This window comes from Bradyrhizobium sp. STM 3557 (assembly GCF_045571465.1).
Classification (GTDB): Bacteria; Pseudomonadota; Alphaproteobacteria; order Rhizobiales; family Xanthobacteraceae; genus Bradyrhizobium.
In genome coordinates this window covers 2,644,189-2,657,051 of the sequence record NZ_CP120697.1, presented here as the reverse complement: position 1 = coordinate 2,657,051, position 12,863 = coordinate 2,644,189, and the positions used below count along the sequence as shown (strand labels likewise).

The window sequence follows — 12,863 nt, the reverse complement described above, 5'->3', positions numbered from 1 at the left end:
AAGCAATCCAGAACCACGCGAGAAGTCTCGATTGCTTCGTCGCTTCGCTCCTTGCAATGACGAAGTGAAACGTCAACGCAGCTTGTTCAGCAGCATCAGCAGCGTCTCGCGTTCCTTCGCGTCGAGTGGCGCCAGTGTCTCCCTGGACACGGCGAGCGCATGCGGCGCGGTCTTCTCCGCGAGCTGCTGGCCGGCACGGGTGAGGCGGACCAGCAGCCGGCGACCGTCCTGCGGATCTTTGCTGGTCTCGGTGAGCCCGCGCGCCGTGAGACGATCGATCACGCCTTTGATGGTCGCGACATCCATCGCGGTCAGCCGCCCGAGCTGATTCTGCGAGCACGGGCCGGTTTCGACGAGCTTCGACATTGCCGCCCATTGCGTCGGTGTCAGGCCTGAGCCGATGTCGCGGGCGAAGATCATCGTGTGGCGCTGCCAGACCTGGCGCAGGATGAAGCCGATCTGATCGTCGAGAACATAGGCGCGCGGCTTGGCTGGGGCCTTCGCTTGCGTCGTCGCCGACCGCTTCAGTGTCGCGCTTCTGTTCAGCGATGCGCTCTTGGCTGCGCGTTTGGCCATCGTTCCCCTACCCGACTCAAATCGATAGATGCGCGTCGCGGATATCGGGCCGCGCGTCGAGCTCGGCCATGGTGCCTTCGAAGCAGATGCGGCCGCGCTCGATGATATAGGCGCGATCGGAGATCAGCCGCGCGAAATGCAGGTTCTGCTCGGAAACGATCATCGAGACGCCCTCCTTCTTCATGGTCAGGATGGCCTCGACCATCTGCTCGACGATCTTCGGCGACAGGCCTTCCGACGGTTCGTCGAGCAGCACCAGCGACGGATTGCCCATCAGCGTACGCGCGATCGTCAGCATCTGCTGCTCGCCGCCACTCATCCGGCCGCCGGCGCGATTTCTCATCTCGCCAAGATTGGGAAACAGCGTGAACAGCTTTTCTTGCGTCCAATGCGGCGCGCCGGCCCGCTTCGGCTGCCGGCCGACCTCGAGATTTTCCTCGACCGACAGCTCGGTGAAGATGCGCCGCTCCTCTGGCACATAGCCGAGCCCGGCGCGCACGATCTCATGGGTCGGCGCCGCCGAGATATCCCTGTCCTCGAACACGATCTGGCCTGTGCGCTGCGCGACCAGGCCGACGATCGAGCGGAACGTGGTCGACTTGCCGGCGCCGTTGCGCCCGAGCAGCGCCACCACGTCGCCCTCGCCGACCTCGAGGCCGATATCGAACAGGATATGCGCCGGCCCGTAATGACTGTTGAGATCGGACACCTTGAGCTTCATGCCGAGGCTCCCTCGCGATGACTGATGTCATAGACCAGGCCCTCGCCGAGATAGATCGCCTGCACCTCCTTGTTGGCCCGCACCTCGGCCGGAGGCCCTTGCGCGATCAGGCTGCCGCGATTGAGCACCAGGATGCGGTCGGCGTGCTCGAACACCACATCCATGTCGTGCTCAGTAAAGAGCACGCCGATCGACTGCTCGCGGGCGATCTTCGCGGTCAGCCGCATCAGCGCGATGCGCTCGCGCGGCGCCATGCCGGCGGTGGGCTCGTCCATCAAGAGCAGGCGCGGCTGGTTGGCGAGCGCGATCGCAAGCTCCAGCCGCTTCAGGTCGCCATAGGCAAGCTCGCCGCACGGACGCATCGCGAATGCGGCCATGCCGACGAGATCGAGCAGCCGGTCGGCCTCGGCGCGATCGAGCTTCGGCGTCGCCGACCAGAGGTTCGACAGCCGCCTATGATGCGACACCAGCGCCACCTGCACGTTCTCACGCACGGTCATGGTTGGAAAGGTCGCGGTGATCTGGAAGGTACGTCCGACGCCGAGCCGCCACACCTCGCGCGGCTTCCTGCCCGTGGTGTCCTCGCCGGCGACGCTGATGCGCCCGCTGTCCGGCCGGTTCTGACCGTTGAGCATGTCGAAGCAGGTGCTTTTGCCTGCACCGTTGGGGCCGATCAGCGCCAGGATCTCACCGGCCTGCAGGCTGAAGGAGACCCCGCGCACGGCATGGATGCCGCCATAGGATTTCGTCAGGCCTTCGACCGAAAGCAATGAGACCGCCATATTCATCGCGCGCTCTCCATCTCGGCCGACAGCACGGCAGGCTCGGCAGACGGCGGCCTCCTGCGGCGCGCCGTAAGCGTCTCGAACGTGCCGACGATACCCTTGGGAAACACCACGACGATCAGCACGATGAAGATGCCGAGCACGAGCTTGGACCAATCGGTCTGGCTGACCAGCCAAATGCTCAGCGCCTTGTAGACGATGGCGCCGATGATGGCGCCCGAAACGGTCTCGATACCGCCGAGCAGCACCATGACCAGCGCATCGACGGAGAGCGAAATGCCGAGACTGTCCGGAAACACGCTGCCCTTGAGATAAGCGAACAGCGCGCCGCCGATACCGGCCGCGGTGCCAGCGATCACGAAGGCCATCCACTGGATGCGCTTGCCGTCGATGCCGATCGCCTCCGAGCGCAGCGGCGAGTCGCGCATTGCCCGCAGCGCAAAGCCGAATGGCGAGAATGTGATGACGCGCAGGCTTGCAACGATGAGGGCCGTGATGCCGAGCGCCAGCCAATAGAAGTGTGCAGGCGAGCCGGCCCATTTCTCCGGCCAGACGCCGAGAATGCCGTTATCGCCGCCGGTCACACCAACCCATTGGAACGCGATCGACCAGACGATCTGCGCGAAGGCGAGCGTCAGCATCGCGAAATAGACGCCGGAGAGCTGGACCGCGAAGACGCCGAACACGATCGCGCCGATCGTGCCGAGCAGCGGCCCCAGCAAGAGGCAGGCGATCATCGGCAGCCCCGCCAGCTTGGCGAGGAAGGCGACGCCGTAGGCGCCGAGCCCGAAATAGGCCGCATGGCCGAACGAGGCGAGCCCGCCGACCGCCATCAGGAAATGCAGGCTGGCCGCGAAGATCACGAAGATCGCGATCTCGGCGCCGACCGTCAGTGCGTAATTGCCGCCGACGAAAGGCAGCAGCGCCGCAAGCGCGAGCACGACCGCCGCGCCGAGCCGCTCGAGGGACGTCAGCGCTCGCCAGGGAATGATGGTGAGACCCGGCGTGCGGCGCGCCGGCGCTTCCTTGCGCCCGAACAGTCCCCACGGCCGCACGATCAGCACCACCGCCATCACAGCGAATACCAGGATTATCGAGATGGTGGGGAAGATCAGGATGCCGAAGGCGTTGAGCTCGGAGACCAGCACCGCGGCGACGAAGGCGCCAAGGATGCTGCCAAGGCCGCCGATCACCACGACGACAAAGACGTCGACGATGATGCGCAGGTCAAGCGCATGGTGGACGGCATCGCGCGGAATCTGCAGCGCGCCGCCGAGGGCCGCCAAAAAGACGCCGAGAGCGAATACCGAAGTGAACAGCCATTTCTGATTGACGCCAAGGGCTGCCACCATGTCGCGGTCCTGCGTCGCGGCGCGCACCAGCACGCCCCAGCGCGTGCGCTGGAACAGCAGCCAAAGCGCGCCGAGCACCAGCGGCCCGAGGACGATCAGGAACAAGTCGTAGCTCGGGATCACCTGGCCGAAGAAATCCACAGCGCCCTTGAAGCCTGGCGCGCGGCGCCCGACCAGATCGCTCGGACCCCAGGTCAGCACGACAAGATCCTCGACCATCAGCGTCAGGCCGAAGGTCGCGAGCAGCTGGAACAGTTCGGGCGCGTGATAGATCCGCCGCAGCAGCACGATCTCGACGAGAACGCCGATCACCGCGACGACGAGCGAGGCCGCCACGATGCCACCCCAGAAGCCGAGCGCGCCGGACCATTGCTCGGTCAGCGTGAAGGCAATGTAGGCGCCCATCATGTAGAAGGCGCCATGCGCGAAATTCACGATCCGCGTCACGCCGAAGATGATCGACAGCCCCGAGGCGACCAGGAACAGCGATGCCGCGCTGGCAAGCCCGGTCAGGAACTGAACGATGTAGAAGGCCATGAAGCGGTCCAGTGAGATTCAAAGAAGTGCGCGCCACGAGGACGCTGTCGAGATTGTCGTCACCTCCCCCGCTTGCGGGGAGAGGTCGGAGCGCAAAGCGCTCCGGCTGAAGGGGGTACAGGTCCAACCGCTCGCACTGCCCGTGCGTCTGCCCCTCACCCCGTCCCTCTCCCCGTAAGAACGGGGCGAGGGAGCGAGGCAGCGTGCCTCAATCTTTCGGCCTGAGCTTCTCGACTTCGGCATCAGAAGGCAGATAGTCCGAGCCCTTGCGATAGGCCGCATCGACCATGATGCCCTTGCCGTCCTTCTGCGCGGTCTTGCCGACGAAGGCGCCCAGCGTCGACTGGTGGTCGATCTTGCGGAAGGTGATCTCACCGAATGGCGACGGCAGCGAAATGCCTTCGGCGGCCGCAATCATCTTCTCGACATCGGTCGAGCCGGCCTTGGCCAGGATCGCGGCTGCCGACTTGATGGTCTGGTAACCGACGATCGAGCCCAGCCGCGGATAGTCGTTGTATTTGGCCTGATAGGCCTTCAGGAACGCGTCATGCTCCGGTGTCTTGATCGAGTACCAGGGATAGCCGGTGACGATCCACCCCTCCGGCGTTTCATCCTTCAGCGGATCAAGATATTCCGGCTCGCCGGTGAGGAAACTCACCACCTGGCGTCCCTTGAACAGGCCGCGGGTGTTGCCTTCGCGCACGAGCTTGACGAGGTCGGGACCGAAGGTGACGTTGAGGATCGCCTCCGGGTTGGCGGCCGCGACCGCCTGCACCACCGGGCCCGCATCGATCTTGCCCTGCGGCGGCCATTGCTCGTCGACCCACTGGATGTCGGGACGCTTCTCGGACAAGAGCTTCTTGAACACGGCGACCGCGGACTGGCCATACTCGTAGTTCGGCGCGATCGTGGCCCAGCGCTTGGCTGGCAGCTTCGCCGCCTCTTCCACCAGCATCGCCGCCTGCATGTAGTTCGAGGGACGAAGGCGGAAGGTGTACTTGTTTCCCTTCGACCAGGTGACCGCGTCGGTCAGCGGCTCGGCGGCGAGAAAAAACACCTTCTTCTGGTTGGCGAAGTCGCTGACGGCCAGGCCGATGTTCGACAGGAAGGTGCCCGTGAGCATCGCCACGTTCTCACTCGACACCAGCTCATTGGCGGCGGTCTGCGCGTCGGCCGGCTTGCCGCCATCGTCCTTGGAGACGACGGCGATCTTCTTGCCATTGACACCGCCGGCGGCATTGATCTCCTCGACCGCGAGCTGCCAGCCCTTGCGATAGGGCTCGGTGAACGCCGGCAGCAGCGAGTAGCTGTTGATCTCGCCGATCTTGATGACGTCCTCGGCGAACGCCGTCCTTGTCATGCCGGCTGCGGCGATCGCCAAGCCCGCCGCAAGCAGATATCTCCGTCGCATCCCTTCAGCCTCCAATGAATAGATTATCGCAACCCGTCATCGCCCTTGATCTCCGCGACCGTGAGGCCGCCGACGCGCGGCAATGGCCGGCCGCTGTCAGTGACCGCGAGCGCGACCATGATCTCGCCCGCACGCGGCGCGTCATTGATCTGCACCTCCATGCCGTCGAAATGGCTGCGCACGAACGCTGCATCCTTGTGCCCGAGCGGAATGTCCAGCGTGCAGCCGACGCCGCCCCGCTTCTTGGACGACGGGATCAGAGCCGCGCCCTTGCCCAGCACTTTCCGCACCGGCGCGCCCATCTTCGGATGCAAGATCGCGGCCGCGTGCTCCAGTTCGCCATCCGCGCCCACCGCAGCCGCCTTGCCGTAGCTGTGCGCGGAAGGTCCCTCGATGCCGAGCGCGGCCACCGCCCGCTTGGCGAGCATCTCGCCAAGCTCCTCGCCGATCGCGATCAGCGGCGAGAGATCCTCGACGTAACGGCCTGCGAAGGGATTTTCGATCACCGCGACCGCCGCCGCCCGCCGCGTCGGCGGCGACACCGCCTTGCCCATCTCCGAATGGACTTCCTCGACCACAGTGACGATCTTGCGGATGTTGGCGCTCATCTCTCGCTGCCCTGCCTGTTCCCGTCCCACATGCATCAAACCCTACGCCGCTTCCGCCCGCAACAGCGGCGGCGTGGCCTTGTCGAGCTGTCGCGCGCCGACGATACGCAGAGCGCCGCGAAGCTGCAGCACGGCCCCCTCGATCAAACCCGCCGCGAGCAGCGCTTGCGCGTGCGCCTCGCCGGCCGAAAGCGCCTCCGCAATGTCAGCCTCGCAGAGCGCACCGACCTCGCGCGTAACGAGACGATCACCGAGATCGGAGTCCGGCTGGATATCGCAGGCCGGCTGGCGGATCACCGCTGGATGGCCCGGCAGGTCCACCGCGTTCGCGACGATGGTCGCGGCGGCATCGGCCTGCGCCGCCGTGCGCGCCAACACGGTGACCGCGTCGGCAATGCCGCGCGAGAAGCTGCGGCCATGGCGGCCCGAGGTGGCGACACCGCGGATCGCATCATCCGCGTGGATGGTTATCGTGCGCAGCACGCCCTGCGCATCCGGGCGATCCATCAGCCCTACGGAGAAGCTGGCGTCACTGGTCAGATGCAGCGCGATGTCGCCGCCATTGTTGACATAGGCGCGCCGCAGCGGCGCGGCCTCACGCATCGTGCCGAGAATCTCCTCCGCCACAGCGCCCGCCACCGCCGCCATTGGCGTGATAAACGTCTCGCGCGCATAAGGTGCGACGGCCCGATACATGCGCTGCGCGACGACGCCCTCCAACGCACTGGCCGCAGGATCGGCCGCCCTGCGCAGCTCCGTAAGCTCGCTGCAGAGCTCGTCCAGCAGGCCGGTGAAGCGCCGCGCTGCGGCCTGGTAGGCCGCGCGGACATGGGCCTCGGTGCCGTCTGCACCGATGATCAAATCGATCGGCCCGTCCTGCAGATGCAGCCGCCCGTCGTCGAACAACGCGATCTGCGGCGGTCGGATCATGCGCCCTGCCCCTTCAGCGGCCATGGCAGCTCGCGCATGTCGCGACTGACATCCTTGAGCGAGGACAGCGGCTGCACATAATCCATGTGGCCGCCGAGCGCCGCGTAATCCCTGAGCTTCATGGTGAACTCGATCGGCGCCACGATCGCCGGCGTCGGCACATAGCCGAAGGCGCCGGCCGGCATCTGCGTCACATCGACCATGAAGGTGATACCACCGCCGGGCCAGACATAGACCGGCGCGCCGCCGCTCGTGACCCGCGTCAGCGCGTCCTTCACCGAACGCGTCAACCGCACCGGATTGTCGGTGACCCCTGCGCGCAGAGAGCCACCGGCGCCAGCCATGAACAGCACCGTGCACAGCGCCGGCTCGCAATTCTCCTGAATGCGCTCGACCGAGAATTGCAGCTCGGCCGGCATCTCCTGGGCGATCGGCCTCAATGCCTCGTCGAGCACGTAATACCCCGCGTGCTCACCCGTCGTGGAGACCATCAACACGCTCATGCCGGGGCGCGCGGTCTTCGGGTCAAAGGGGCCAAGGATCGATAGCGGATCGGAGATGTCGGTGCCGCCCCACCCCGTTCCCGGCTGCGCCACCTGGAAATACCGGCCGGGCGTCGAACGCCGGCCCTTCATCTTGATCCCGGTAGATGGAATATCAAGCAGCTTGCCCGCCTGGTGCTCCGACAGCACGCCGGTGATGTGATCGTCGACCACGACCACCTCGTCGACCTTGCCCTGCCATTGCTTGGCAAACATGCCAATGGTGGCCGAGCCGCAGCCAACCCGCATGCGCTCTTCTTTGACGCCGTTGACGACTGGCGGCCGACCGGCCTGCACCACGACAGTGGCACCGCCCTCGATCGCAAGCTCCACCGGCTTGCAGTTGGAGAGGTCCATCAGCGCGTCGCAAGTGACGCGCCCCTCCTTCTTCGAGCCGCCGGTCAGATGATGCACGCCGCCGAGCGACAGCATCTGCGAGCCATATTCGCTGGTCGTGACGTGGCCGATCGCCTCGCCGTCGACGCGCACCGTGGCAGTCTCGGGCCCGAGATAACGATCGGTGTCGATCTTCACCTTGACGCCGCAATAGCTGAAGATGCCTTCGGTCACGACCGTGACCATGTCGACGCCATCGACATCGGAGGAGACGATGAACGGCGCGGGCTTGTAATCCGGGTAAGTGGTGCCGGCACCGATCGCGGTGACGAACAGATCGCCCTGCTGGACGATGCGGCCGTTCCAGTCGCCGCTGGCCTGGAACGGCACCAGCCTTCCGCCATGCGACACCGTGCGCTGCAGCACGATGTGCGGATCGACACGCACGAGCTGGCCGTCCTGGTTGGCATAGCGGTCGCAGGCGCCGGCCATGCCCGGCTTGATGTAGCACATCACCGGGCAGGCATCGCAGCGGATCTTGTCGCCTGCACTCTCGCTCGCGGTCTCATTCGTCATGTGCAAGCCCATGCTAGCTGATGTTGCCAGCGGATGATCGAACCGCCATGCACGGCGATATCGTTCGTATACGAATGATGAGGCTCCGCGCCCGCGACTGTCAAGCGGCGCTGCGCGAGAAACCTGCCTTTGCCGGATAAACGATCAGTTTGCCCTGCACAATGTCCAGAAATCGAGCATGCGCCGCAGCGCGAAACGTGGCACTTGCATGTTAGTATACAAACGATACGCTCCGCCTTAATGTTTGCATCACAAGCCGAGCTGGGATGACGCCGCCGACGATCCGCCTGACTGTGAACGGAGCGACGCACGAGGTCGACGCGGCGCCGGATACGCCGCTGCTTTACGTGCTGCGCAACGACTTGGCACTGAACGGACCGAAGTATGGCTGCGGCCTCGGTGAATGCGGCGCCTGCACCGTGCTGATCGATGGCAAGGCCGCGCGCTCCTGCGTCATTCCGATTCAAGGCTGCGTGGACCGCGAGATCACCACGCTCGAAGGCCTGGGCTCGCGCGCGGAACTGGACGCCGTGCAGCAGGCCTTCATCGCCGAGCAGGCCGCGCAATGCGGCTATTGCCTGAGCGGCATGATCATGACGACCAAGGCACTGCTCAACATCAACCCGCATCCATCGCTGGATGAGATCCGCGCGGCCTTGCGCTACAATTTCTGCCGCTGCGGTGCCCATATCGAGGTCCTGCGAGCGGCGATGCGCGCGGCCGGCCATTCGCTCGAGGCTGCCGGCAAATGACGGCCATGCCCTCGGAGCCCCGCCCTGTCCATCGCGGCTCGCTGTCGGTGGTGCGACCATCGGCATCGGCCGGCAACGACGGCTTCGAGACCTTCATCAGGATCACGGCCAGCGGCGAGATCACGGCGTTCAACGGCCATGTCGATCTCGGCACCGGCATCCGTACCGCGCTTGGACAAATCGTCGCGGAGGAGCTCGACGTCTCCTTTGCCCGCGTCGTCATCGTGCTCGGCGACACGGCCGTGGTTCCCAACCAGGGCGCGACCATCGCCAGTGAAACCATTCAGATCACGGCGGTGCCTCTGCGCAAGGCAGCCGCGCAGGCCCGACACCATCTGGTGGCACGGGCGGTCGAGCGACTGAGTGTCGACGCCGCCGATCTCGTCATCGAGGACGGGCTGATCCGCGGCCCCGGCAACCGCACGCTGAGTTACGGAGAGCTGATCGGCGACGACACGATCCGGCTCGTGCTCGCCGATGACGTCGCGGTCAAGGCCGTCGACAACTACAATATCGTTGGCAAATCGGTGCCACGCGTCGACCTGCCGGCCAAGGCGACCGGCGAGCTCACCTATGTGCACGACGTCCGCGTGCCCGGCATGCTGCATGGCCGCGTCATCCGCCCGCCCTATGCCGGCGTCGACGCCGGCCCCTTCGTTGGCACCAGCCTGCTCGGCGTCGACAGGGAATCGGTGCGCGACATTCCGGGACTGGTCGATGTGGTCGCGATCGGCGATTTCGTCGGCGTCATCGCCGAGCGCGAAGAGAATGCGATCAAAGCGGCCGAAAGGCTCAAGCTGATTTGGAAGCCAACGCCCGCGTTGCCCGATCTCGACGATCTCGAAACGGCCCTGCGCGCCAATCCGTCGCAGCCGCGCACGCTGCTGGAGAAAGGCAATACGGATGCTGCGATTGAGAGCGCAGCCAAGCCGATGCGGCGGACCTATACCTGGCCCTATCAGATGCACGGCTCGATCGGGCCGTCCTGCGCGGTCGCCGACTACAACGAAGGCCGCATCCGGGTCTGGTCGGGTACGCAGAACCCGCATCTCCTGCGTGCCGATCTGGCGCTGCTGATCGACCGTCCCGAGCACGAGATCGAACTGATCCGGTTGGAGGCCGCCGGCTGCTATGGTCGCAACTGCGCCGACGACGTCACTGCGGATGCGCTCCTGCTGTCGCGTGCGGTCGGCCGCCCCGTGCGCGTCCAGCTCACGCGCGCGCAGGAGCATGTCTGGGAGCCAAAGGGCGCCGCGCAGCTGATGGACGTTAATGGCGGGCTGAACGCGGACGGCTCGGTCGCCGCTTATGATTTCGCCACGCGCTATCCATCCAACGGCGCGCCAACGCTCGCATTGCTTCTCACCGGCCGCATCCCGCCTGATGCGGCCGTGTTCGAGATGGGCGATCGCACCGCGATCCCGCCCTATGACTACGACCACATGCGCGTGGTGGCGCACGACATGCCGCCGATCGTGCGCGCGTCCTGGTTTCGCGGCGTCTCCGCGCTCCCCAATACGTTCGCGCATGAATCCTATATCGACGAGATCGCGGCGGAGGCCGGCGTCGATCCCATCGAATACCGGCTGCGTTACCTGAAGGACGAGCGCGCGGTCGATCTGGTCAAGGCCGTCGCTGAGCGCGCCGGTTGGGTGCCGCGCCCGGTCAGGCAGGAGAAGACGCCCGAGAATGACGTCGTGCGCGGCCGCGGCTTCGCCTATGCGCTTTATGTGCACAGCAAGTTTCCCGGCTATGGCGCGGCGTGGTCTGCCTGGGTCGCGGATGTCGCGGTGAATACCGCCACGGGCGACGTCAGCGTCACGCGCGTGGTCGCGGGACAGGACTCTGGATTGATGATCAATCCGGATGGCGTGCGCCATCAGATCGAAGGCAACGTGATCCAATCCACCAGCCGGGCTCTGATGGAGGAAGTGCCATTCCAGCGCGGCAAGGTGGCGGCGCGTGAATGGGGCGCCTATCCGGTCATCACCTTTCCAGAGCTTCCCGAGATCGACCTGCTGATGCTGCCGCGGCCGGACCAGCCGCCGCTCGGCGTCGGGGAATCCGCCTCGGTGCCGAGCGCAGCTGCGATCGCCAATGCGATCTATGACGCCACGGGGGTCCGCTTCCGCGAGCCGCCATTCACGCCCGAACGTATTCTTGAGGGCTTGCGCGGCAAGCAGCCGCCGGCCCCCACTACCCTCGAGGCGCCGGCATCGATGCCGGGGCGCACCAAATGGATCAAGCCATTCGCGAAGCGGTCAGGACTCGTTGCGAGCGCCGTTGCGGCCTGCGCGGCGGCGATCGGCATCGCTGCCGCTGCCCTGCCCTGGCGGGCGATTGCGCCGATCTTACCGCCCGATCCATCGGTCTATTCCGCAGCGACGATCGCGCGCGGCGAGCAGCTTGCGGCGCTCGGCAATTGCGCGGTCTGCCACACGGCGGACGGCGGCCTCATCAATGCCGGCGGCCGCGCGCTGGAGACGCCGTTCGGCACCATCTACGCAACCAACATCACGCCCGACGTGACGACCGGCATCGGCGCCTGGTCGTACCCCGCCTTCGAGCGTGCGATGCGCGAGGGCGTGCATCGCAATGGGCGCCAGCTCTATCCCGCCTTTCCCTACACGCATTTTGCCAAAGTGGACGAGGCCGACCTGCAGGCGCTCTACGCCTGGCTGATGGCGCAGACGCCGGTGCGACAGGAGACGCCGGCGAACGCGTTGCGCTTCCCGTTCAACCTGCGGCCGCTGGTCGCCGGCTGGAATGCGCTGTTTCACGACGGCACCACGCTCAAGCCCGATCCTCTCAGGTCGGCGCAATGGAATCGCGGCGCCTATCTGGTGGAAGGACTCGGCCATTGCAGCGCTTGTCATTCGCCGCGCAACGCGCTCGGCGCCGAGCGCAAGGACGCCTATCTTGCCGGCGGCATCGCCGATGGCTGGGAGGCACCGGCGCTGACGTCGCTGTCGTCGGCGCCGATCCCATGGACCGAGGACGAGCTGTTCAGCTATCTGCGCTCCGGCCATTCGCGTTACCATGGCGTCGCGGCCGGTCCGATGGCGCCTGTGGTCAAGGATCTCGCCAAGCTACCGGACGCCGACATCCGCGCGATGGCGGTCTATCTCGCCTCCTTTCAGGAGACGCAGCCGGACGCCGCCACGCTGGATAAGCTGGCCGCCGCGCTGGAAACCAAGACGCAAGTCACGTCCGCAGCACCAAACGGCGCGCGCCTCTATCTCGGCGCCTGCGCCGTGTGCCATGAGGTCGGCGGCCTGCCGCTGTTCGGCAGCCGTCCGTCGCTGGCATTGAACAGCAATCTGCATAGCGTAACGCCCGACAACCTGATTCAGGTCATCCTGCACGGCATCGCCACACCCGCCACATCCGATCTCGGTTACATGCCGGCGTTCAAGGACCATTTCGGCGACGACCAGCTTGCCGAGTTGGTCGCGTATCTGCGCAAGCAGTTCGCGCCCGACAAGCCGGTATGGACGAATATCAGAGGCGCCATCGCTCGCATCCGACACGCCGGCCGCAACTAGCTAGACTGGCGTTTCCTTGAAATCGGCTGTCGGTGGATGGGTTGAGCTCTCGCCATCTCCAAGGTTGTCATGCTCCGCCACCCGGTCCGGCCTTCGGCCGGCCGGATGACAGGCTCCGGCGGAGTATCCAGTACCCCGCGGCAGAAGAGATCGAACCGAGAGGTCACGGCGTACTGGATCGTCCGCCTTCGC

10 protein-coding genes are annotated in these 12,863 nt (G+C 65.7%); 2 read left to right on the top strand and 8 right to left on the bottom strand.

The window, feature by feature from the left end; all coding sequences use genetic code 11:
- Positions 1–72: 72 nt before the first annotated feature.
- The 8 genes from P6U24_RS12030 to P6U24_RS11995 form a co-directional block, all read right to left on the bottom strand.
- Positions 73–576 (bottom strand): MarR family winged helix-turn-helix transcriptional regulator, encoded by a 504-nt coding sequence (locus P6U24_RS12030; protein ID WP_407159334.1) that lies wholly within the window; start codon positions 574–576, stop codon positions 73–75.
- A gap of 16 nt (positions 577–592) precedes the next feature.
- Positions 593–1,297, bottom strand: a complete 705-nt coding sequence (locus P6U24_RS12025) for an ABC transporter ATP-binding protein (protein WP_407159333.1) — start codon at positions 1,295–1,297, stop codon at positions 593–595.
- A complete protein-coding gene (locus P6U24_RS12020; RefSeq protein ID WP_407159332.1) occupies positions 1,294–2,085 on the bottom strand; it encodes an ABC transporter ATP-binding protein in 792 nt (263 codons plus the stop codon). The genes P6U24_RS12025 and P6U24_RS12020 overlap by 4 nt, the downstream gene beginning before the upstream one ends.
- A complete protein-coding gene (locus P6U24_RS12015) occupies positions 2,082–3,971 on the bottom strand; it encodes an ABC transporter permease (RefSeq protein WP_407159331.1) in 1,890 nt (629 codons plus the stop codon). The genes P6U24_RS12020 and P6U24_RS12015 overlap by 4 nt, the downstream gene beginning before the upstream one ends.
- 208 nt (positions 3,972–4,179) lie before the next feature.
- Positions 4,180–5,382 carry an ABC transporter substrate-binding protein gene (locus P6U24_RS12010; RefSeq protein ID WP_407159330.1) on the bottom strand — a complete coding sequence of 401 codons (1,203 nt, stop codon included), beginning with the start codon at positions 5,380–5,382 and terminating at the stop codon, positions 4,180–4,182.
- 23 nt (positions 5,383–5,405) lie between these two features.
- Positions 5,406–5,990 carry an amino acid synthesis family protein gene (locus P6U24_RS12005; RefSeq protein ID WP_407159329.1) on the bottom strand — a complete coding sequence of 195 codons (585 nt, stop codon included), beginning with the start codon at positions 5,988–5,990 and terminating at the stop codon, positions 5,406–5,408.
- 42 nt (positions 5,991–6,032) lie between these two features.
- On the bottom strand, positions 6,033–6,920 hold the full coding sequence (locus tag P6U24_RS12000; RefSeq protein WP_407159328.1) for a UPF0280 family protein: 888 nt from the start codon (positions 6,918–6,920) through the stop codon (positions 6,033–6,035).
- A complete protein-coding gene (locus P6U24_RS11995; RefSeq protein ID WP_407159327.1) occupies positions 6,917–8,374 on the bottom strand; it encodes a 6-hydroxynicotinate reductase in 1,458 nt (485 codons plus the stop codon). Before P6U24_RS11995 ends, P6U24_RS12000 begins: the two co-directional genes overlap by 4 nt.
- A 266-nt stretch (positions 8,375–8,640) precedes the next feature.
- Here P6U24_RS11995 and P6U24_RS11990 point away from each other — a divergent pair, with 266 nt between their 5' ends.
- Positions 8,641–9,126, top strand: a complete 486-nt coding sequence (locus tag P6U24_RS11990) for a (2Fe-2S)-binding protein (protein WP_407159326.1) — start codon at positions 8,641–8,643, stop codon at positions 9,124–9,126.
- On the top strand, positions 9,123–12,671 hold the full coding sequence (locus P6U24_RS11985; protein ID WP_407159325.1) for a molybdopterin cofactor-binding domain-containing protein: 3,549 nt from the start codon (positions 9,123–9,125) through the stop codon (positions 12,669–12,671). The genes P6U24_RS11990 and P6U24_RS11985 overlap by 4 nt, the downstream gene beginning before the upstream one ends.
- Positions 12,672–12,863: the final 192 nt, after the last annotated feature.

Coding starts and splice junctions, on each gene's coding strand:
- P6U24_RS11995 (WP_407159327.1), bottom strand. CDS start 8,374: ATGACGAATGAGACCGCGAGCGAGAGTGCAGGCGACAAGATCCGCTGC.
- P6U24_RS12010 (WP_407159330.1), bottom strand. CDS start 5,382: ATGCGACGGAGATATCTGCTTGCGGCGGGCTTGGCGATCGCCGCAGCC.
- P6U24_RS11990 (WP_407159326.1), top strand. CDS start 8,641: ATGACGCCGCCGACGATCCGCCTGACTGTGAACGGAGCGACGCACGAG.
- P6U24_RS12025 (WP_407159333.1), bottom strand. CDS start 1,297: ATGAAGCTCAAGGTGTCCGATCTCAACAGTCATTACGGGCCGGCGCAT.
- P6U24_RS12030 (WP_407159334.1), bottom strand. CDS start 576: ATGGCCAAACGCGCAGCCAAGAGCGCATCGCTGAACAGAAGCGCGACA.
- P6U24_RS12005 (WP_407159329.1), bottom strand. CDS start 5,990: ATGAGCGCCAACATCCGCAAGATCGTCACTGTGGTCGAGGAAGTCCAT.
- P6U24_RS11985 (WP_407159325.1), top strand. CDS start 9,123: ATGACGGCCATGCCCTCGGAGCCCCGCCCTGTCCATCGCGGCTCGCTG.
- P6U24_RS12015 (WP_407159331.1), bottom strand. CDS start 3,971: ATGGCCTTCTACATCGTTCAGTTCCTGACCGGGCTTGCCAGCGCGGCA.
- P6U24_RS12000 (WP_407159328.1), bottom strand. CDS start 6,920: ATGATCCGACCGCCGCAGATCGCGTTGTTCGACGACGGGCGGCTGCAT.
- P6U24_RS12020 (WP_407159332.1), bottom strand. CDS start 2,085: ATGAATATGGCGGTCTCATTGCTTTCGGTCGAAGGCCTGACGAAATCC.